The sequence below is a fragment of the Bacillus sp. SORGH_AS_0510 genome (assembly GCF_030818775.1).
Taxonomy (GTDB): domain Bacteria; phylum Bacillota; class Bacilli; order Bacillales; family Cytobacillaceae; genus Neobacillus.
This window is the reverse complement of record NZ_JAUTAU010000001.1, coordinates 4,347,409-4,367,358: the sequence shown is the minus strand read 5'-3', so window position 1 is coordinate 4,367,358 and position 19,950 is coordinate 4,347,409. Positions and strand designations below refer to the sequence as shown.

Below are 19,950 nucleotides of genomic sequence, written 5' to 3'. Positions count from 1 at the left end.
ATATGTCGATTTTTGTTATTTTATAGATAAAGCCTCTAATTTTTGTCATGTAGCTCAACTAAACAAAGCATCTATAAGGAGAGAACACATTTGGGGACGAAGAAGATAAATGATCCAACTTATTGGAAACTCATTTTTAGTTTGATCGTCTTTATAGAGCTGCTAGACATTGCAGTTTCTATTTTCTATCCAACTATTAAGTTCTTAAAAATTATTTCTATTATTATACTCATTGGAGCTCTTCCGATTTTTCTTCGTTCATTAAAAGGAATTGAAAAAAAGGACGAAGAACTTCGCCAAAATAAGCTAAAATTAAAAAATATCTTTGATACACTTGATGTTGCCATTTGGTCACACGATTTAAAGTCAGGCACTTTGTTAATCACCCCAGGTATCGAAAAATTATATGGCTATTCTTACATCGATTTTTACAAGGACTTAAATCTTTGGAAAAAGGTTATCTATCCTGAAGATTTAGAAGTAATTGCGGACAGAGGAAAAAAGCTTGCTTTAGGGGAAACAGTTACAAGTGTGTATCGGATAATTCGTCCTGATGGGGAAGTCCGTTGGATTCAGGATAGAGGGTTTCCTACATTGGATGAAAATGGGGAATTTATCGACTTTACGAGTGTTTTATTTGATATAACGGATCGAAAAGAGAGTGAGGACCGTTATCGTAGTTTGGTAGAAATGTCTCCAGATATTATTGCGGTCGTTAATTATGAAAAAATCGAATACATTAATGAAGCTGGTTGGAAGTTAGTTGGTGCTAAACATCCTGAAGAATTAATCGGCCATTCTCCATTAAAGTTTGTCCCTGCACAAATTGTGGAAGCTTTTAAAGTAAGAGGCAATCCCCAAGAACAGAATAAAGTTAGACTCGAATTTAAGGTAAAAAAACTGAATGGAGAGACTATTGATGTGGAAATGGCGTCCACTCCGATTTTCTATGAGGGCAGGTTTGCTGTTCAAGTTGTCGGTAGAGATATAACGGAGCGGAAAAGGGCAGAGGAGACCATCAAAAATATGGCCTTTTACGACACATTAACAGGGCTGCCTAATAGAAACAGGTTCAAACATCAACTTAACGACGCATTAAACAAGCAGGAAGAAAACAAAAGGCTCGCCGTCTTATTTTTAGATTTAGATCGATTCAAGATTATTAATGACACAAAAGGACATAACACCGGAGATATTGTGCTGCAAAGAGTAGCGGATCGGCTAGAAATGTCTGTTAAAAACGAGGGAATGGTCTCAAGGCAAGGTGGAGATGAATTTATTATCCTGCTGGAAGATGTGGATAAAGATCGGGCGGCACTGGTAGCCCAGCGAATTCTTTACGAGTTTTCAAAACCAATCGAAGTGAACAATCAGGAGTTTTTTGTTACTCCTAGTATTGGAATCAGCCTCTATCCTTCCGATGGTTTGGATGAGGAAACATTAATTAAAAATGCAGATAAGGCAATGTATCAGGCAAAAGAGCGTGGAAAAAATAATTTCCGGTTTTACTCATCCAGTTTGAATGGGAATTCGGTTCGAAAAATGGAACTGGAAAACGGACTACGAAAAGCAATCGAGAGGAATCAACTAACCCTTCATTATCAACCGCAAGTCTCTTTAGCAACGGGAGAAATTGTAGGGATTGAAGCATTGGTGCGTTGGAATCATCCGGAGCATGGATTTATTGCGCCTTCAGAATTTATTCCATTAGCAGAGGAAACAGGGTTGATTGTTCCAATAGGCAAATGGGTATTATGGGAAGCGTGCAAACAAAGGAAAGCTTGGAAAAATGCAGGATTTAAGAATTTTCCGATTGCAGTGAATGTTTCTGTGAGACAATTTGAGGATGATTACTTTATTGAATATATCTCAACGATCCTAGAAGAAATGGGACTTCAAGCGAATCATTTGGAATTAGAAATTACCGAAAGTATCATGCAAAATCTAGAGAATTCTACGATTATCTTAAATCAATTAAAAGAGCTAGGTGTTCTTTTATCCATGGATGACTTTGGCACTGGATACTCGTCCCTTAGTTATTTAAAGCATCTTCCAATCGATAAGATTAAAATAGATAAATCGTTTGTAGACGACATCATTTATCACTCCAACCAAGGAACAATGGTAAAAACGATCATCGATATGGGAATGAATTTAAATTTTGTGGTCATTGCTGAAGGGATCGAAACAGAAGAACAACTTTCATTCTTAAAGACCAATGCATGTGACATTGGTCAAGGGTACTTATTTAGTAGACCGTTACCGGCTGACAATCTAGAACAATATTTAATCGTAGGAAATAAGAAAAGAGGCTGACTTAATCGTTGAGAGGTCAGCCTCTTTCATTTCTTCTTATGCAGGAACTCTACCTTTTATCTTGTGCTCCCATGGCTTCATAAGCCATCTCCTTAAAGCAAAACAGCCGCGCAGCCATTCATCTGCTCCTTGTGCAAGCCAAACACCTAACAGTCCTAAACCAAAATGAATGCCAAACAGGTAGCTTAGTGAAACGGCAATTCCCCACATGGATATCATACCTATGATGACCGGAAATCGAACATCCCCAGCAGACTTTAATGAACTCATCAAGACAATATTCATGGCTCTACCTGGTTCAACAAAAACAATCGCCCATAAAACAGGGATACCCACAGCGATTATGCTAACATCCTGAGTAAAGGTCTTCAATATCGGGGATCCGATAAGCGCAATGACTAATGAAGTAACGAATGAGGCGATCATGGCAATTCTTAGTGTACGAATGCCGCGTTTAAGGGCACGATGAAACTGCTTGGCGCCAATATAACGAGCTACTAATAGCTGTGTCCCTTGAGCAATAGCTAGTGTAAATAGAAAACAAATCATGTTGATATTTAATATATATACACGGGCAGCCAAAGAAGCGGTTCCCATTGAGACTACAAAACTAGTAATTAACAGCTGTGATAATTGATAGGACAAATTTTCTCCTGCAGACGGTATTCCAATTGCAAGAAGCCCTTTGATATCTTCCTTTTTTGCATTGAAGATGTCTCGTATCTCTAGCTTTAGAGAAAGCCGATTATAGACAAGGTAAATTAGTGCACAAACAGCATAAAATCTGGCTGCAACAATTGCCCATGACACACCGGTTACACCTGTAATCGGTAGACCGAAAATTCCCGATAATGCCACGATATTCCCTCCGATACTAATCAAGTCCATGATGACAGTGACCACCATAGATTCCTTCGTATATCCATAACTGCGCAAAACGGCACTTAAAGCCAACGAAATCGATTCAAAAAAGAGAGAGATTCCGCAAATACGGATAAAGGTATGGCCATATTCAAATACTTTCCCATGGATATCAAAAAGAAGCAGAAGCTGTTCTCCAAAAAGAAAAACGATGATAGAGATAGTAATTCCGAACCAAAAATTAAGACCAAATACAGAGCGTGATAATTGTTTCGCCGTTTTCAGTCGACCAGCGCCAAGGTTTTGGCTAATGAGGACGGTAGCTCCAATAGATGTAACGGTAAATACCAAGATGAAAATGTTTAATAACTGATTGGCTACTCCGACCCCTGCAGCTGCAGAATCAGAATAATGACTTAACATAAAGGTAGCGAAAATCCCCATACCCATATGAAGAGTCAATTCAATAAAAAGAGGCCACGAAATACTAAACAGTGATTGTTCTTGAAGCTTATTTGTCTGTTCTTCCAATGGTGCATTGCTCCTTTAACCTAGTAACTTAATAAATTCTATTTTTCATTGTACACCTAAAGAAGGTGGAAGCCTAGATGATATTCCATCTTATGTAATTGGAGAAAGAAATAGAAATACCTGCTGATTTAGTTCAGCAGGTAGCAGGCATATATGTGGTCATCATATTTTTTGGAAAAAACAAAGCATACAACGCTACATACCCCATTTCATTGCAACTGTTAGTGTACAGCAACTCATAGGATTAGCTTGGTCAGGCTGAGTAGTGAGAGTAAAGGTGATTCCCGATGGAGTAAACTTGGTGATGACCGGCACTTTTAAACCAATGGATCTTATCATCGCATCTACTTCAGTATGTTTCCCTTGTTGGGCGGCGCTCATTATTTTACGGTCAAATCCAGGGTCACCTAACCTATCTAGTAATTTACTTCCTTGTTCCATTAGTAGACGAAACGATTTAACGGAACTGGTAAAGATTTTCGTATCGACCGGCGGATAACTCCGAAGATAGTGTGGGTTCACGATGTATGTTGGGTAGGTAGGAATTGGAGGATACATAGGATAATGAAAAGGGGCGTATAACATTATAACTCTCCTTCCATGAGTAAAAACACAAGGCAATAGTACCATATGAAATTTTGTTGGTTTTGGTTCCTCGAAGAGTTTTGAAAGGAAAAGCGCAGGAACTTATACAATCCTGCGCTCTTAATCCTATTGGATTCTGATATTCCCACTCGAGACATCGAGGTTGATAGGAAATTTTCCTGTGCCATGTTTTCCTTGAATACTATGTTTACTCTGTTCTTTGGAGGTCAATGGCAGGTCGCTTGAAATCATGCCGCTGCTTACGTCCCCATTCAGTGTGAAATCAGCATCATTTGGTACATCAAGGGTTACATCTCCTGAGCTAACATCGATGGTGATTGAATCTACTAGTTGATCGACTTGAATCGAAAGCCTACCGGAGGATACATCAGCCTCAATTGGACCCGTATAGTGTTTGATTTCTAGGTTACCAGAACTCACATCAAATGCACCTGAATCCGCCTTTAGTGAATCAATGTTCACATTCCCTGATGAAACGTCCTGCTCAAAATGCTTAACTGTCAGATTAGTAAGGTTGAGGTTCCCTGATCCAATATCAACGGTCAATTCATCTAAATTCACCGGCTTATTTTTTGAAGGACCAGAGAATTGTAAATTACCTGAACCTAAATCAATGCTCATATTACGATCATATGTTTCTGGAATATAGATTTTTAGTTCTTTCTTTTTCGAAAAAGGAGCCCAGTTAAACCAATCGAACCATTTGTTTTTTATGGCCACTTCAATTTTGTCACCAGATTCTCTGACTGTAAGTTTTTCTTTTCCATTATAGACGGCTTTTAAATCTTTCCGGTCTTCCGGAATGATTGTGGTACTTACACTAGCAACGTTTATTTCAATCAAGTCCGTTTCGGTTGTTACGGCCGCTTGTGTATTTTTTGTCTCCGCTGCCTTAAACCAATCCATTTGGAAGCCTTGATTGAAAACAATATATAATCCTGTGATGATTAATAGTAATATCAAAATTCTTTTCATTTTTTTCCATCCCCTTTTCTATTTTCTTCTATATATAGCATAAGAAATCCTTTCGCTATCCTCAATGAACCTGAGATTTATTTCTTTCTAAGACCTGAGACGTACATATGATTTTTCGTTTGCCGAAATATTTATTTCATCCGGAAAAAGAATTTATGGTATTCTTTGTAAAGGAGGTGCACATAATGACAATTAAAAATTTGACTGCTAAGGAACTTCATGAAAGGCTACGAGGAGATGAAAAGGTAGTTGTTTTAGACGTTCGGGCAGAAGAAAAATATAAGGAATTTCACATAGAAGCAAGTCAAAATATCCCTAAGACTATTATTTTTGAAATGGAAGAAAACGAAGGGAATCCGTCTCTTTCCTTGCCTCAAGACAGTGAAATCATTGTTACATGCACGACAGGGAATTCTGCAACCAAATGCGCAAAGATTCTCGATGCGCACAATTATAAGGTTTCGGTTTTAGAGGGCGGACTTACAGCCTGGAAAGCCTATCTGCTTTCTTTGCAAGAATAGTGGGGAGAGACCATTATGCTGCAAAAATTAAATAAACAACTTGAGAAAATCATGCCGCTTATTACTCCAGTAGGCGTAGTTACTGGAGTAATTTTTAGTATTCATCTAAAGGATTTTTCCTATCTTATTCCGTGGATTTTTGCATTTATGACCTTTGCAGGTAGTTTAAGTTCTAATTTTCGTTCCTTAAAAGAGGTCATGGTCCATCCTTTCCCGATTTTATTAGCGATGTTGATTTTACATGTTCTTATGCCAGCTTGGGCATGGGGGGTAGGTCATATCGCTTTTTCTAGTGATGCTTATACAATTACGGGGCTTATTTTAGGAATGGTCATCCCAACAGGCGTCACGAGCTTCATCTGGGTATCCATTTACAAGGGAAATATTCCATTGGTCCTATCTCTGATTTTAATAGATACATTGCTTTCCCCGATTATCGTTCCGCTTTCCCTTTCATTATTTATTGGTCAAAAAGTCGAAATGGACTTTGTAAGCATTATGAGAGGACTGCTTGGAATGGTGGTTATTCCTTCCATGGTAGGAATGTTATTAAATCAAATAACAAAGGGGAAAATTAAGGACCAATTGGGTTCCCGACTAGCTCCTTTTTCAAAAATAAGCATAGGCATTGTTGTGATGTTAAACGGGGCAGTTGTTGCCCCATATTTAAAAAACATTAACCTAAAGCTTGTAGCAATTATGCTAACCGTCTTTTGCATTGCTTTCACGGGGTATTTATTTTCCTTCCTTTTGGGTCGGTTGATGAAGATGGATCGCGATACGGTCGTCACCCTAACGTTTACAGGTGGGATGAGGAATATAAGTGCTGGTGCGGTGTTAGCCGTTTCCTTTTTCCCTGCAGCGGTGGCCGTCCCTGTGGTCGTCGGGATGCTTTTTCAACAAATTTTAGCATCTACAAATGGATATTTTCTCGACCGGTATTATAATAAAAAGGTCGATAAACAACAATCTTTAGTTATTTAAATGAGAAGGTGTTTCTACTAATGAATGACGTAACAAGAAAAGACAGTGCCCTTTTGTCAGGAGTGCAAGGCATCCAGTGGGCTGTTTTTATGCTAACGAATATCATTGCCGTGCCGGTTGTAGTGGGTGCAGCTTTTCACATGTCTCCAGCAGACATTTCAACCTTTATGCAACGGATGCTATTGGTTTCTGGTGCAGCAACCCTAATACAAGTATTTATTGGCCATCGTCTCCCAGTTGTCGAAGGGGCGGCGGGAATGTGGTGGGCCATCTTTATCCTGCTCGGTACAATGAGTGCACCGGGAGGACAGGGTCTTTTACTACAGCAGCTAGAAATGGGTCTTATCATTGCTGGGTTATTCTTAGCGATAGTAAGCTTCCTGCCGATTATTGAAAAAATCCGTTTATTATTCACACCTATTGTTACAGGGGTTTATTTAATCCTATTAGTCAGCCAGCTTAGCGGCTCTTTTTTCAAGAGTATTCTTGGAATTACAGCTACGAATGAGCTCAATGGAAAAATTACATTGATTTGCTTGGTTGAAATTATTATTATTTTACTTTTTTCTTTAAAAGCAAAAGGTATTTGGAAAAGCATGGGGCCTCTTGTTGGTATCGTGGTTGGCTGGACCTTGTTCCATCTTTTCGGATTCATACATCAGGGGCAAGTCTATAAACCAAGCAGTTGGTTTGCGCTGCCGGAACTTTTCAGCTGGGGAGCTCCCAAGTTTGATTTAGGGATCGTATTGACCTCCGTTATTACTTCCGTTGTGTTAATCTCTAATGTTATTGCGAGTATTTTGGTAGTGGGGATTGCTCTTGAAAAAGAAATCCAGCCAAAGCAGTATCAAAAGGGGATCTTGGGTAACGGAGTGAACTTGCTTGTTTCAGGAATATTCTCGGTTGTCGGCGTTGTTCCTTTGTCTGTTTCAGCAGGATTTATCACAACAACGGGGATTAGAGCAAAACGCCCTCTTTTAATTGGAGCTGTTTTAATCATTGTCATTGGATTTTTCCCTTATATAGGCGAGTTTCTATCGACTTTGCCACTGGAGGTTGCTTATGCGTCCTTGTTCATTCCATTCTCGCAGATGATGGGTTTTGGCATTCGGGATTTAATGGGCCAGGAGCCGTCCTCACGAAATTTATTAGTTATCGGCCTTTCATTGATGGTAGGGATTGGAATGATGTTCATGCCACCAGCAGCATTCGAAAGTGTCGCGCCATGGCTGCGGAATATTATCGCTAATGGATTACTTGTTGGTTTGATGTCCTGTCTGTTGTTCGAACATGTGCTGTTTAGGGAGAAGAAGGTTGAAAATAGTACAAATTAATAGGCTTGAAGAAGATTCCCCTCACCTTGGATTGGTGAGGGGTGTTTGTTTTTTTGTGGTTCTAATGTCCTTTGAAGGAAAAAAGCGTGGAACGGAACCATTCGGGGTGACCAGTACCCGTTGAAGGAGAAAAAAGAGAAGAACGGTAACTAGTCGGGATGACCAGTGCCCGTTGAAGGAGAAAAAAGAGAAGAACGGTAACTTGTCGGGGCGACTAGTGCCAATGGAAAATGAAAACCCATTCCCACGGGCACTAGAACACAAGAAAAGCCAGTCGAATGAAACTGGCTTTTTTACATAGAAGCATCAATGCTAATATGTTTAAATTTAGAAACCTGAAACAATCCCTGGTCTGTTAGCTTTAGTTCAGGTATGACGGGAAGTGCCAAGAAGGATAGAGTCAGAAAGGGATTAAACTCACCGCTCGCTCCTATTTCTCTAAGCGCTTTGTTAATCTCGTTCAGCTTAGCATTAACCTCCTGGAAGGGACGGTCAGACATTAAGCCTGCGATAGAAAGCTCCAAAGAGGCAAGCATTTCCCCTTGATTAACAACCACCATTCCTCCTTGCATTTCCTTAAGCATATTCGCTGCAAAAATCATATCGTGGTCGTTTGTGCCGGCAATAATTAGATTATGAGAATCATGTGCAATCGTGGTGGCAATCGCACCTGATTTTAACCCTAATCCCTTCACGATCCCTAGTCCAACCTCTCCGGTCAGATGATGGCGCTCAATAACGGCCAGTTTCAATTGATCCCTTGAAATAGAAGTTTGAAACAAACCACTATCGGAAATTTCTACTTCCTCCATGATATGTTTAGTTACGAGACTATTGGGGATGATTTCAATGATATTTGCTTTATTTTCTTTTAAAGGGATTTCAAAAGTATGTTCTGATACCTCGTGAAAACGAACGGAATTCTTTAGGCATTCTGTTTCTGTGCTTTTTTCTGATCCATAAACTAACATTAATAGTCCATTCTTCCATACGGCCTTTCCATCCTTATAAACGTCAACAATCTTTATTTTTTCAAGGTCCTCCATAAGGATAAAATCAGCTTTATATCCAGGTGCAATGGAAAGTCCAAAGCATTCTGCGGCATTAATTGTCGCCATTTGGATCGCTGTGATGGGAGATAGTCCTGAGGAAATGGCCAGTCGTACATTGTGATCAATACTGCCTTCACTAATCAAGTCATCTAAATGTTTATCATCTGTAACAAATAGACAGCGCCGGGCATTACTACTAGTAACAACCGAGATTAACTGCCGTAAATCTTTGGCTACGGTACCTTCGCGGATCATCAGGTACATTCCTCGTTTGAGTCGTTCTTTTGCTTCGGCAGCGGTCGTGCTTTCATGATCTGTTCGTATGCCTGCAGACATATAGACATTCAAATCATTCGCACTGAGCCCTGCGGCATGCCCATCGATTTTTTTGCCAAATTTCTTGCTGTCCATAATTTTATCAAGCATGTCTTGTTCTGCATGTAAGACAGCTGGGAAATTCATTACCTCCGCTAAACCGAGAACATGGGGGTTTTGATAAAAAGGCCTTAGGTTTGCTGCTGCAAGGGTAGCACCGGAGTGTTCAAAAGCAGTGGCTGGAACACATGATGGAAGCATAAAGTAAAAGTCAAATGGTAGGTCATTAGAGGAATCAATCATATATTGTATTCCTTCGGCCCCACACACATTGGCAATTTCGTGAGGATCGGCAACCACAGTAGTTACCCCATGTTGGAGGAGGACCTTAGCAAATTCACTGGGAGTTACCATCGATGACTCAATATGAACATGGCCATCGATAAAAGCTGGTGAAACGTAGCAGCCCTTTGCATCGATTATCTGTTTTCCTTCGTATTCTCCGATGCCTGCAAAATAGCCATCAATAATGGCGATATCTCCCTTCATGATTTCACCATTAAACACATCAATGATTTTCCCATTTTTAATAACTGTATCTGCAGGTTCTTTTCCGGATGCAACTAAGATTCTTCTCGTTAATTGGTTTCGCTCCATCATTAACAATCCCTTTTTGTCAGATTTGTATTCTATTTTTTCTAACTTAAGTTACATTATTCTATAACCGGTGGATCAATTCTTGTATGCTGGGAGGTTACTTAACAAACTTTTTCAATGGGGCTTTGTAAGAATATATGTCCAAAAATGAACGGCATCGCAGTATTTATTTAAAAATTTGTGTCGTATAATAGAAATAACAATGATGCCAATGTGGAGGAAACTATGAGTAAACTTTTTGTCGACAAATCGATTACAATTAATGCTCCTGCAACCAAAGTATGGGATGTACTTACTATTAGTGAGTATAATGCCGATTGGGCAAAGGAATTTTCAAGCGGCGGTCCACAGTTCCATCTTGAGTCGACTTGGGAGCTGGGAAGTCCAGTATTTTGGAAAGGTCAGGACGGTACCGTGATTGTTGAAGGTAACGTTACGGCTGTTGAGAAAAACAATTTTCTTCGCTTTACCGTATTTGACGTTCGAAGTGCGGAGAGACCTGCGGTGACAGAGGAAGACGGAATTACATTCCATCTGCTTGAGGAAAATGGGGAGACCACCCTACATATTTTACAAGGTGATTTCTCAGCAATGACGGATGGAGAGAAGTACCGAGATATGAGTGCGGATATTTGGGACAAGGTACTGCCAAAGGTAAAAGAGATGGCGGAGCAAGCAAACTAAATTTATTTGAGCTAGGTACCTCTCAACCTAGCTCTATTTGTTATGGTAAAATTTTTATAAAAAGGAGATCGCTCAAAATGAATATTATCGACTTACATTGTGATGCGCTGCTTAAGCTCCAAGAAGCAAAAGGAGCACTAAGATTTGCAGATGCACCAGAGTTACAAACTAATAAAACTCGATTACAGCAAGGACAAATAAAGGTTCAGTGCTTTGCTATTTTTATTGAACCCGAAATTAAAGGAGACCATAAATTTCAAGTGGCACTTGAACAAATTGATTATTTTTACAAAGAAGTGCTCGGAAGAAACCCCGACATGGTACATATCAAGGAATGGTCTGATTTTGACCGCTTAAAAATTGGCCAAATTGGAGCAATGTTGACACTTGAAGGAGTAGACGCCATTGGCAACGATTTAGCTAAACTGCATATTCTTTACAGGTTAGGGGTCCGGTCAGTAGGGTTGACTTGGAATCAGGCAAACCTGGCTGCAGATGGAGCAGGAGAACCGCGCGGAGCGGGACTGACTCTTTTTGGAAAAGAGATCGTTGAGTTTAATAACGAGCATCAGATCCTTACAGATGTTTCCCACTTAAGTGATAAGGGGATTTGGGAGGTCATTGAGCTGGCCAAGTATCCAATTGCGAGCCATTCTAATGCAAGAGCACTTTGTCATCACCCACGTAATTTAACAGATGAACAGGCAAAAGCGATGTTCGCGAAGGGTGGACACATTCACGTTGTGTATCTTCCAACATTTGTGAAAGAATATGGAGAGGTGAAAATTACAGACCTAGTGAAGCATATCGATCATTTTTGCTCGTTGGGCGGTGTGAAGCAAATTGGATTAGGTTCCGATTTTGATGGGATCTCGACGTTTATTACCGACCTAGAAGACGCATCAAAGAGCCAAAATCTAATCAACGAACTATTAAAGCATTTTAAAGAGGAAGAAGTAAAAGGCTTTGCCTATGAAAACTTCCTTAATTACCGTCCTGGGTTTAAGCGATGAAGGTGATCCCATGCGGTCACTATCAGTGGAAAATTGTTTCATAGTATTAATTTTTTAAAAGAGGTGTTAGGAACTTGTATCTTACTATAAAAGAAACAGCCGAATATCTAGAGGTGCCAGAAGCAACTGTTAAAAGTCTCATCCAACAAAAGAAAATTCGGTCCGTATTTGATGGGGAACAGTACCTAATCAACAGAGACCAATTCAGTACTCATCTAAAACAGCTGGAAAAATACAAAGAACTGATTGAAGAAATCCTAAATGAGCCAATTCCAGAAAGCATCGACGTTAAGGACGAAGATTAATAGTGTGGTGTCAGGTGTGGTGTCAGGCACCCTCCGTGGACACTGTCCATCTGGATTGGACACATCAGAGGTTGAAATATGTTGAGGTGGAAAAATGAGCAATAATCTATTTCTTAAGAGAGTTTATGATCCGGATGATGAGATGGTTGGCTGCCGAATTTTAATTGATCGGTTGTGGCCGCGGGGGATATCGAAGGAAAATGCGAGATTATCACATTGGTTTAAGGAAATTGCTCCTAGCAATGAGCTTAGGAAATGGTTTTGCCATAAGCCAGAGCTGTTTGAGGAATTTCAGAAACTATATATTAAGGAATTACGGTCTGATGCACAGAAGCAGGAAATGATTAAGCAGATTATGGATCAAAGCTTAAATGGAAGAGTAACACTTCTTTATGGAGCAAAGGATCCTGTGTACAATCATGCAAATGTTTTGTTTGAAGAGCTTAATAGAATCAGAAGAGAATATTAAATAACATACAAAAAGAGGTGCGATTTGCACCTCTTTATTTATTTTAAATGACATATAAAAACACAGAGAAGAAATGTGCCAGGCTCCCAAGGAGTATGAAAATATGAAAAATCTCGTGAAATCCCAAGTGCTTTGTTTCGAGGAATTTTGGTTTTGCGCCATAGATGACTCCACCGATTGTATAAAAAATTCCCCCGAGTACCAGTAGTAACAGCCCCATCGGAGCAAGGCTGCCCATTAGAGGTGAAAAAACAAAAATAATCATCCAGCCCATGGCAATATATAATGCAGTAGAAATCCAACGGGGGCAGTTAAACCACACCATCTTAAACACTACGCCGCTTACTGCAACGCCTGTAATAATTGAAAAAAGAATGGCCCCCGTTTTTCCGTTTAAACTGATAAAGCAGAAGGGAGTATACGTACCTGCAATTAACACAAAAATCATTGAATGGTCCAGCCTTCTCAAAAAAGCGATAACCTTATCGTGTGCAATCACCATATGATACGTGGCTGAAGCGGCATAAAGCAGGATCATGCTAATTCCAAATATAATGACTGCTGTAAGTGGCAGCGGAGCTGGAGTTGTCATAGCCGTTTTAATCACCATCGCAAGAAGTCCAATAAACGCTAAAACGGCTCCAGCTAAGTGTGTCAGCCCATTAATGGGTTCACGAATATAATTGTTCATATTTTATTTCCTCCTAACACATCATATAGTTTTAATAACTACTTATAATGATACTGATGTAACTCAACCTAGTCAACACCTAATTCTTTAGGTATAATGAAAATATAAAGAAAAATGAGCGGGGTTTTTTAAATGGAAGAAATAAATCGGATTATTAATCAACTGGGCTTAGAAACAAACATTACTTTGGATGAGATTCCAAGGATTGATTTATACATGGATCAAGTCATTCAGCTATTTGAAGGTAAATTTAACGAAACAAAACGGAATGAGGAAGAAAAAATTCTCACCAAAACAATGATTAACAACTATGCAAAAGGAAAGTTGATTTTTCCGATTCAAAATAAGAAATACTCTAAAGAGCATCTCATCTTAATGAGCCTGATTTACCAGTTAAAAGGGGCACTCTCGATTAATGATATTAAGGTGACACTAGATGGGATTAATAAGAAGATTGTAAAAGAGGATATTGATATTGAGTCATTTTACACAAGCTATCTTCATTTAACTAGCCAAAATGCAAAGGACTTTAAAGAAGACATCGAACATAGAGTGAAGGAAGTAAAAGAAGAAATTACACAAGCAGAGAAGAAAGATTCTTCTTATCTTGAACAAATATTGATGATTTCCTCACTTGTACACATGAGCAATTTGTATCGAAGAGTGGCCGAAAAACTTGTGGATGGATTAGCGGTGGAGGCCACAGAAAAGGAAGGAAAGCGTCATAAATAATAATGTTAAGGATTCACTTGTGGGGTGCAAGAAGACAAATTGACAGATAAAATGGCATGTAAAGTGACGCATGCCATTTTTGTTGTTATAACAAGGTTTAATGTCAATTTCTTTTAGAAATGGCATTATTAAAGTGTTTTTTGAGTGACAATACATATTGTACATTGAAAATTCATGTCAATTTAGATGTCATTTAGAATGCCAAAATAAGTGCAAATTAGAGCTTCGGTCGTTGAGACGGTTATATAACGAATGAACTATTAAGAAAATCAGAGCTCCGGTCGTTGAGACGAGTTCATAACGACTGAAGCGTTAAGAAAATCAGATCTTCGGTCGATTAGAAGGGTTCATAACGACCGAAGGGGTAAAAAAATCAGGACTTCGGTCGATTAGAAGGGTTCATAACGACCGAAGGGGTAAAAAAATCAGGTCTCCGGTCGATTAGAAGGGTCCATAACGACCGAAGGGGTAAAAAAATCAGGTCTCCGGTCGATTAGAAGGGTCCATAACGACCGAAGGGGTAAAAAAATCAGGGTTCCGGTCGATTAGAAGGGTTCTAACGACCGAAGGGGTAAAAAAATCAGGGCTCCGGTCGATTAGAAGGGTTCATAACGACTGAAGGGCTAAAAAAATCAGGTCTTCGGTCGATTAGGAGGGTTCATAACGACCGAAGGGGTAAAAAAATCAGGTCTTCGGTCGATTAGAAGGGTTCATAACGACCGAAGGGGTAAAAAAATCATGTCTTCGGTCGATTAGAAGGATTCATAACAACCGAAGGGGTAAAAAAATCAGGTCTTCGGTCGATTAGAAGGGTTCATAACGACCGAAGGGGTAAAAAAGTCAGGACTTCGGTCGATTAGAAGGGTTCATAACGACTGAAGCGTTAAAAAAAATCAGGGCTCCAGTCGTTTGGAAGGGTTCATAACGACCGAAGGGCTAAGAAAATCAGCCCATCGGTCGTTTAGAAGGATTCATAACGACCGAAGGGGTAAAAAAATCAGGACTTCGGTCGATTAGAAGGGTTCATAACGACCGAAGGGGTAAAAAAATCAGGACTTCGGTCGATTAGAAGGGTTCATAACGACCGAAGGGGTAAAAAAAACAGGTCTCCGGTCGATTAGAAGGGTTCATAACGACCGAAGGGGTAAAAAAACAGGTCTCCGGTCGATTAGAAGGATTCATAACCACCAAAGGGGTAAAAAAATCAGGTCCCCGGTCGATTAGAAGGGTTCATAACGACCGAAGGGGTAAAAAAATCAGGTCTCCGGTCGATTAGAAGGGTTCATAACGACCGAAGGGGTAAAAAAATCAGGTCTTCGGTCGATTAGAAGGATTCATAACGACTGAAGGGGTAAAAAAAACAGGTCTCCGGTCGATTAGAAGGGTTCATAACGACTGAAGCGTTAAGAAAATCAGGCCATCGGTCGATTAGAAGGATTCATAACGACCGAAGCGTTAAAAAAATCAGGACTTCGGTCGATTAGAAGGGTTCATAACGACCGAAGGGGTAAAGAAATCAGGTCTCCGGTCGATTAGAAGGGTTCATAAAGACCGAAGGGGTAAAAAAATCAGGGCTCCGGTCGATTAGGAGGGTTCTTAACGACTGAAGCGTTAAGAAAATCAGGTCTTCGGTCGTTTAGATCTAAAGAGCGCATATACAATTTATTCAGGTACTCTTCTTCATGTTGATTTCTTAGTAAAATAGACTGTCATTTACGCTGCCGAAACGTGGTCAGGCACCGCTTATGTGAATCCTTTAATATAATGTGTGACGCTTTCATTTTTAGTATATTAGCTGTTTCTCACATACATTCTCGATACTAAAATCAATAAGACCTTGCCCCACTTCTATTGGTTTTTGGGCGGATTCTTGAATCGCCATATTTGTTACCTTAATAGAATCAGCTTTGTTCTCACCGCCATAAACCTTCAAATCTGCCCCTGCATGCTTAAAGCCTCGGAATGAAAGATTGTTTAACCGTACATTTCTAGCTTGATATTGGACTGCAATGACAGGGTTTCCTTTATAATCATAAGTAGGATCTCCTACTAAGGTAAAATGATGGATCACAACATTTTTATAGGCAGAAATCACCATGCCGCGGGGAGTTGACTCCTCGTATAAATCCGTAAATACCGGTGCGATGGAGGCAAGGTTTACAGCTAAAATGTTAAAAGCTGACCGCGATTCCGCCTCGGAACTTTTATGGTGGCCGATGTGACGAAAGTTAAACGACCGGTTATCGTTGACTGAAATATGACCAATGATGACAACATTAGAAGCTGCTGATGAATTTTGATGCGCTTTGATTTCCACCCCGCCAAAGCATCTTGTAGTTGAGTTATTCACCAACAGAACATTACGTGAACCATCATCAATTTCGATTCCATTTGAATTGGAGTGCCCTTTCCGATGAGCTCGTCCACTAGGTTCACACATATGGGAGTTAGAAATCCAAATATAATCACTATGGTGAGTGGTAATTCCATCATCCCCAAAGCCGTAGCCAGTCACATAATTGAGCCAGACATATTTACTTCCACCACGCGCACGGAAGCCATCACCAGCGTAATTATACAGAGTAGAGGAGATATCAAAACAATGAAGACCAGGATTGATGCCTTCCACATCATTAATCCATGCGTAGGTTACATTGGCGAACGTTAAACAGCTTGAATGGTTCCCCCATGTACTAGTTTTTTCTGCATCAACTAACCTTTCCACGTTCCAGTCCAAACTTACTCTTTGGACGAGAAGGTGGTGGTTGCCTTTCCAGTGATTAGCGTTGGTTACCAGCCTTGTTCCTTTTGAAGCCTGGTGATCGAGCTTTATCGTTGTTACTCCTTTACCAGAACCCTCGAACCATGTCCATGAAGGTAAACGAATTCCTTTTGTTAAAAAAACTCCTGGTGGCACAATGACTTTTACACGGCCGTTTCCAATCGCCTTTTTAAATGCTATAGTACAATCCGTTTTTCCATCCCCAACTGCACCAAAATCTATGACATTCACTTCACGTTCTATCATTTTGTTCAAAAGGTTGTATTCAATATCCAGCGTATCCTTCCAATCTGGTGTTATTTGTCCTTGGTCATCTACCTTAACTTTAGTTGATTCCAAAAGGTTATAAGGTTTGGAAAGTAGACGAAAAAACCTTTCCGTTATTCTATTTATCATTGGAAGAGGGGGAGAAGGATTTTGACTTGAGACCGGAACAAACTCTTCGTTCGACATTTGCTGGAGAAATTCTTCTGCCTCCTTAACTTCTTCTTGATAATTTAGGTGCTTTCCAGTTATTCCTGCAAGCAGTTCAGCGTTCCTCTGCGGGTCATGGTTCTTATTTAAGCTAATCATTCGATTCACTCCTAAAGGAAATCCTTTTTACTATTATACCCTCCAAGTTTAGAAAGCCCTCCACTTTCAGCTTGTGGAGGGAATTTTAACACAGAAGTTTCAGTCGGACTTTCTACGGGTATAGTAGTATTTTAATACTTTACTTACCGGACAACGGATAATTTTTCATAAACGAAAAATACTAACAAATGTTCGGAGGTGGAAAGAATGGAACAACAGGATTTTGAAAAAATATACGAAGAATATAAGCAACAAAGTGAGCAAAACGCAATGAAAGAGGCAGGTCAGCCTAGTCCTGAAGGTAAAGAAGCATTTGTAGCCGTAAGAAAGAATGAAGATGGAGATATTATTGCTTTTAAGACAAGCAGTGGGAGAGAGTTGGATTATCTAACAGCCTTGGATGAAGCAAAGGCAGGAAAGTTAGCCCATGTGGATGTCTTTCATAAGTATGGTAGAGATATCATCAGAAGTGAACCTGATGGCATAAAAGAAAACAATCTAGACCAGTTGCCAGAATTTTAAAGTATTGGCTGTGTTAAAGAACAATGTTGATTTTTACACCCTGTTAATTGGAGCGGAAGGCACGAAGACTCCTGTGGGAGTAATGGTTCAGGGGAGACCCCGCAGGCGCAAGCGCCGAGGAGGCTCGCCGAAACATCCACGAACCGCTCGTGCCTGGAGCGGAAATCAACAGGCAAGTTAAACAGAGCCAAAGTATTAAGGGGGATATCATGCATTGGTATGAAAAATTGAATCAATATTTTCCTGTGGAAGAAATGAAATCAAGAGAGCATATGGAAACCCTTCTTAAAGAGCGGGCTGAAATCTATCATAAAGATGAAGGGCCCAACCATGTGTTAATGTATGTGGAACTAGACAATTTCATTTTTATCGATTATTTATTTGTTTCGAAAGATGCCCGGGGGCAGGGCGTTGGTCGTAAGCTTTTGGAGAAGCTAAAGCAAAAGGGAAAACCGATCATCCTAGAAGTAGAACCTGTAAACTATGAGGATAGTGATACCGAAAAACGGTTGCATTTTTATAAGCGGGAAAAATTCGAGCATGCTACTTCAATTGGTTATGAAAGAAGGTCCCTTGCAACCAATGAAATTAACCGCATGGAAATTCTCTATTGGGCGCCGAATGATGAATCAGAGGAAATGATTTTTCAAGCGATGAAAAAAACATATGACATGATTCATACTTATAAGGACAAGCATTTTTATGGTGAGTCGTACCAGCCAGTGGATGATGTACTTACCTTTGATGAGGAGTCGGATAATAAAGATATATTAGAACGGCTTTAACACCAACGCTTTGCTCCGAAATGGGGTGAAGCTTTTTTTAAAATTGCCAGCAACAGTCCCAGTCCTAGATAGTTTAGTATTTTATGTCCTGATTCAATGGATAGAAGCCTGACCGGTAAATAGAAGAAGTTTTTAATTCCCGAGCAAAGAGAAAAAGAGCCCGATCGGTTAATAGGGTAGGTTTCTAATGCCCGAGCAAAAGGAAAAAGAGCCCGACCGGTAAATAGGGGAAGGTTCTAATGCCCGAGCAAAAGGAAAAAGAGCCCGACCGGTAAATAGGGGAAGGTTCTAATGCCCGAGCAAAAGGAAAAAGAGCCCGACCGGTAAATAGAAGAAAGTTCTAATGCCCGAGCAAAAGGGAAAAGAGCCCGACCGGTAAATAGAAGGAGGTTCTAATGCCCGAGCAAAAGGGAAAAGAGCCCGACCGGTAAATAGAAGAAGTTGCTAATGCCCGAGCAAAAGGAAAAAGAGGCCGACCGGTAAATAGATTCAGATTCTAATGCCAATTGCAAGGTTGCCGTCTACTAAAGGATAAAGATTTTTGTACGCTTAGGTGAGACTAGATATTTAAGCGCCGCAAAATTAATCCTGACCAAGGAGCTGCTCTTTTCTTAGAAGAGAAAAGAAAAATGAGCTTGTTCACCAAGCTCATTTCAACTTATCTTGCTAATTCATATTGCTTAATTTTATCTTCATAAGTTAAGGTAACCCCAATTTCGTCCCATCCGTTCAGTAGCATTTGTTTAGGGTATGGAGCAATTTCGAAAGTAACCTCAAATCCATTGTTATCGTATACTCTTTGCTCCTCAAGATTGACAGTTAGGTTGTAACCCTCAGATTCTGCATTCTTTATAATGGTCTGTACTTGTGATTCACTCGCTTGAATAGCAAGAATACCATTTTTTACACAGTTATTCTTAAAAATATCCGCGTAGCTTGGTGCGATAATGACCTTGAAGCCAAAATCCTGAACCGCCCATGGTGCATGCTCACGAGAGGAGCCACATCCAAAGTTTTCACCAGCGACCAAAATGGAAGCGCCATGGTACTTTGGCAAATTCAAAGGGAAATCAGGTTTTAAGTTTCCCGCATCATCAAAGCGCCAGTGATAAAAGAGGAATTGCCCGAAACCGCTGCGTTCAATTCGCTTCAAAAATTGCTTCGGAATAATTTGATCGGTATCGATGTTGGGCCTGTTTAACGGACAAACAAGTCCTTGGTGAATGCGTAGTGGTTCCATCT

At 40.0% G+C, this 19,950-nt stretch carries 18 protein-coding genes; 11 read left to right on the top strand and 7 right to left on the bottom strand.

The window, feature by feature from the left end:
* Positions 1 to 90: 90 nt before the first annotated feature.
* Positions 91 to 2,316 carry a bifunctional diguanylate cyclase/phosphodiesterase gene (locus QE429_RS22170; RefSeq protein WP_307290086.1) on the top strand — a complete coding sequence of 742 codons (2,226 nt, stop codon included), beginning with the start codon at positions 91 to 93 and terminating at the stop codon, positions 2,314 to 2,316.
* 36 nt (positions 2,317 to 2,352) lie between these two features.
* Here QE429_RS22170 and QE429_RS22165 read toward each other — a convergent pair whose 3' ends face one another.
* The 3 genes from QE429_RS22165 to liaG form a co-directional block, all read right to left on the bottom strand.
* Entirely contained in the window at positions 2,353 to 3,708 is a 1,356-nt protein-coding gene (locus QE429_RS22165; protein WP_307290085.1) for an MATE family efflux transporter, read from the bottom strand.
* A 195-nt stretch (positions 3,709 to 3,903) separates the two neighbouring features.
* On the bottom strand, positions 3,904 to 4,293 hold the full coding sequence (locus QE429_RS22160; protein WP_307290084.1) for a YuzC family spore coat inner layer protein: 390 nt from the start codon (positions 4,291 to 4,293) through the stop codon (positions 3,904 to 3,906).
* A 126-nt stretch (positions 4,294 to 4,419) separates the two neighbouring features.
* Positions 4,420 to 5,289, bottom strand: coding sequence for a LiaG family protein (gene liaG, locus QE429_RS22155; RefSeq protein WP_307290083.1), 870 nt, complete (start codon positions 5,287 to 5,289; stop codon positions 4,420 to 4,422).
* 185 nt (positions 5,290 to 5,474) lie between these two features.
* Here liaG and QE429_RS22150 point away from each other — a divergent pair, with 185 nt between their 5' ends.
* The 3 genes from QE429_RS22150 to QE429_RS22140 are packed head-to-tail and all read left to right on the top strand — an operon-like array spanning position 5,475 to position 8,128.
* The gene (locus QE429_RS22150) at positions 5,475 to 5,810 is read left to right on the top strand and encodes a rhodanese-like domain-containing protein (RefSeq protein WP_307290082.1); all 336 of its coding nucleotides are present in this window, start codon (positions 5,475 to 5,477) and stop codon (positions 5,808 to 5,810) included.
* Positions 5,811 to 5,825: 15 nt separating this feature from the next.
* On the top strand, positions 5,826 to 6,794 hold the full coding sequence (locus QE429_RS22145) for a bile acid:sodium symporter family protein (RefSeq protein WP_307290081.1): 969 nt from the start codon (positions 5,826 to 5,828) through the stop codon (positions 6,792 to 6,794).
* Between the two features lie 20 nt (positions 6,795 to 6,814).
* Complete coding sequence (locus QE429_RS22140) at positions 6,815 to 8,128, top strand: purine/pyrimidine permease (protein WP_307290080.1); 1,314 nt, start codon at positions 6,815 to 6,817, stop codon at positions 8,126 to 8,128.
* Positions 8,129 to 8,421: 293 nt separating this feature from the next.
* Here the strand turns inward: QE429_RS22140 and ade are convergent, their stop codons facing one another.
* Entirely contained in the window at positions 8,422 to 10,152 is a 1,731-nt protein-coding gene (gene ade / locus QE429_RS22135; RefSeq protein WP_307290921.1) for an adenine deaminase, read from the bottom strand.
* Positions 10,153 to 10,377: 225 nt separating this feature from the next.
* On the opposite strand from ade, the gene QE429_RS22130 reads away from it, so the two are divergent.
* The 4 genes from QE429_RS22130 (at position 10,378) to QE429_RS22115 (ending at position 12,623) form a co-directional block, all read left to right on the top strand.
* Positions 10,378 to 10,836 (top strand): SRPBCC family protein, encoded by a 459-nt coding sequence (locus QE429_RS22130; RefSeq protein ID WP_307290079.1) that lies wholly within the window; start codon positions 10,378 to 10,380, stop codon positions 10,834 to 10,836.
* A gap of 77 nt (positions 10,837 to 10,913) precedes the next feature.
* Complete coding sequence (locus QE429_RS22125) at positions 10,914 to 11,849, top strand: dipeptidase (protein ID WP_307290078.1); 936 nt, start codon at positions 10,914 to 10,916, stop codon at positions 11,847 to 11,849.
* Between the two features lie 74 nt (positions 11,850 to 11,923).
* Positions 11,924 to 12,154: an excisionase family DNA-binding protein gene (locus QE429_RS22120; protein WP_307290077.1), complete on the top strand. Its 231-nt coding sequence runs from the start codon at positions 11,924 to 11,926 to the stop codon at positions 12,152 to 12,154.
* A gap of 94 nt (positions 12,155 to 12,248) precedes the next feature.
* The gene (locus tag QE429_RS22115) at positions 12,249 to 12,623 is read left to right on the top strand and encodes a DUF488 domain-containing protein (protein ID WP_307290076.1); all 375 of its coding nucleotides are present in this window, start codon (positions 12,249 to 12,251) and stop codon (positions 12,621 to 12,623) included.
* Between the two features lie 43 nt (positions 12,624 to 12,666).
* Here the strand turns inward: QE429_RS22115 and trhA are convergent, their stop codons facing one another.
* The gene (trhA, locus tag QE429_RS22110) at positions 12,667 to 13,314 is read right to left on the bottom strand and encodes a PAQR family membrane homeostasis protein TrhA (RefSeq protein ID WP_307290075.1); all 648 of its coding nucleotides are present in this window, start codon (positions 13,312 to 13,314) and stop codon (positions 12,667 to 12,669) included.
* A 132-nt stretch (positions 13,315 to 13,446) separates the two neighbouring features.
* Here trhA and QE429_RS22105 point away from each other — a divergent pair, with 132 nt between their 5' ends.
* Entirely contained in the window at positions 13,447 to 14,046 is a 600-nt protein-coding gene (locus QE429_RS22105; RefSeq protein ID WP_307290074.1) for a DUF1836 domain-containing protein, read from the top strand.
* Positions 14,047 to 15,829: 1,783 nt separating this feature from the next.
* Here QE429_RS22105 and QE429_RS22100 read toward each other — a convergent pair.
* Positions 15,830 to 17,401, bottom strand: a complete 1,572-nt coding sequence (locus QE429_RS22100) for a glycosyl hydrolase family 28-related protein (RefSeq protein WP_307290073.1) — start codon at positions 17,399 to 17,401, stop codon at positions 15,830 to 15,832.
* A gap of 270 nt (positions 17,402 to 17,671) precedes the next feature.
* Here QE429_RS22100 and QE429_RS22095 point away from each other — a divergent pair, with 270 nt between their 5' ends.
* Both QE429_RS22095 and QE429_RS22090 read left to right on the top strand, forming a co-directional pair.
* On the top strand, positions 17,672 to 17,923 hold the full coding sequence (locus QE429_RS22095; protein ID WP_373463278.1) for a DUF3892 domain-containing protein: 252 nt from the start codon (positions 17,672 to 17,674) through the stop codon (positions 17,921 to 17,923).
* 209 nt (positions 17,924 to 18,132) lie between these two features.
* Positions 18,133 to 18,708 (top strand): GNAT family N-acetyltransferase, encoded by a 576-nt coding sequence (locus QE429_RS22090; protein WP_307290071.1) that lies wholly within the window; start codon positions 18,133 to 18,135, stop codon positions 18,706 to 18,708.
* A gap of 658 nt (positions 18,709 to 19,366) precedes the next feature.
* Here QE429_RS22090 and leuD read toward each other — a convergent pair.
* Positions 19,367 to 19,948: a 3-isopropylmalate dehydratase small subunit gene (gene leuD, locus QE429_RS22085; RefSeq protein WP_307290070.1), complete on the bottom strand. Its 582-nt coding sequence runs from the start codon at positions 19,946 to 19,948 to the stop codon at positions 19,367 to 19,369.
* Between the last annotated feature and the right edge of the window lie 2 nt (positions 19,949 to 19,950).

Bases quoted from the DNA above. Each gene is read 5' to 3' on its own strand.
- QE429_RS22160 (WP_307290084.1), bottom strand. From the start codon at position 4,293: ATGTTATACGCCCCTTTTCATTATCCTATGTATCCTCCAATTCCTACC.
- liaG (WP_307290083.1), bottom strand. From the start codon at position 5,289: ATGAAAAGAATTTTGATATTACTATTAATCATCACAGGATTATATATT.
- QE429_RS22150 (WP_307290082.1), top strand. From the start codon at position 5,475: ATGACAATTAAAAATTTGACTGCTAAGGAACTTCATGAAAGGCTACGA.
- QE429_RS22145 (WP_307290081.1), top strand. From the start codon at position 5,826: ATGCTGCAAAAATTAAATAAACAACTTGAGAAAATCATGCCGCTTATT.
- QE429_RS22140 (WP_307290080.1), top strand. From the start codon at position 6,815: ATGAATGACGTAACAAGAAAAGACAGTGCCCTTTTGTCAGGAGTGCAA.
- ade (WP_307290921.1), bottom strand. From the start codon at position 10,152: ATGGAGCGAAACCAATTAACGAGAAGAATCTTAGTTGCATCCGGAAAA.
- QE429_RS22130 (WP_307290079.1), top strand. From the start codon at position 10,378: ATGAGTAAACTTTTTGTCGACAAATCGATTACAATTAATGCTCCTGCA.
- QE429_RS22125 (WP_307290078.1), top strand. From the start codon at position 10,914: ATGAATATTATCGACTTACATTGTGATGCGCTGCTTAAGCTCCAAGAA.
- QE429_RS22115 (WP_307290076.1), top strand. From the start codon at position 12,249: ATGAGCAATAATCTATTTCTTAAGAGAGTTTATGATCCGGATGATGAG.
- trhA (WP_307290075.1), bottom strand. From the start codon at position 13,314: ATGAACAATTATATTCGTGAACCCATTAATGGGCTGACACACTTAGCT.
- QE429_RS22105 (WP_307290074.1), top strand. From the start codon at position 13,447: ATGGAAGAAATAAATCGGATTATTAATCAACTGGGCTTAGAAACAAAC.
- QE429_RS22100 (WP_307290073.1), bottom strand. From the start codon at position 17,401: ATGATTAGCTTAAATAAGAACCATGACCCGCAGAGGAACGCTGAACTG.
- QE429_RS22095 (WP_373463278.1), top strand. From the start codon at position 17,672: ATGAAAGAGGCAGGTCAGCCTAGTCCTGAAGGTAAAGAAGCATTTGTA.
- QE429_RS22090 (WP_307290071.1), top strand. From the start codon at position 18,133: ATGCATTGGTATGAAAAATTGAATCAATATTTTCCTGTGGAAGAAATG.
- leuD (WP_307290070.1), bottom strand. From the start codon at position 19,948: ATGGAACCACTACGCATTCACCAAGGACTTGTTTGTCCGTTAAACAGG.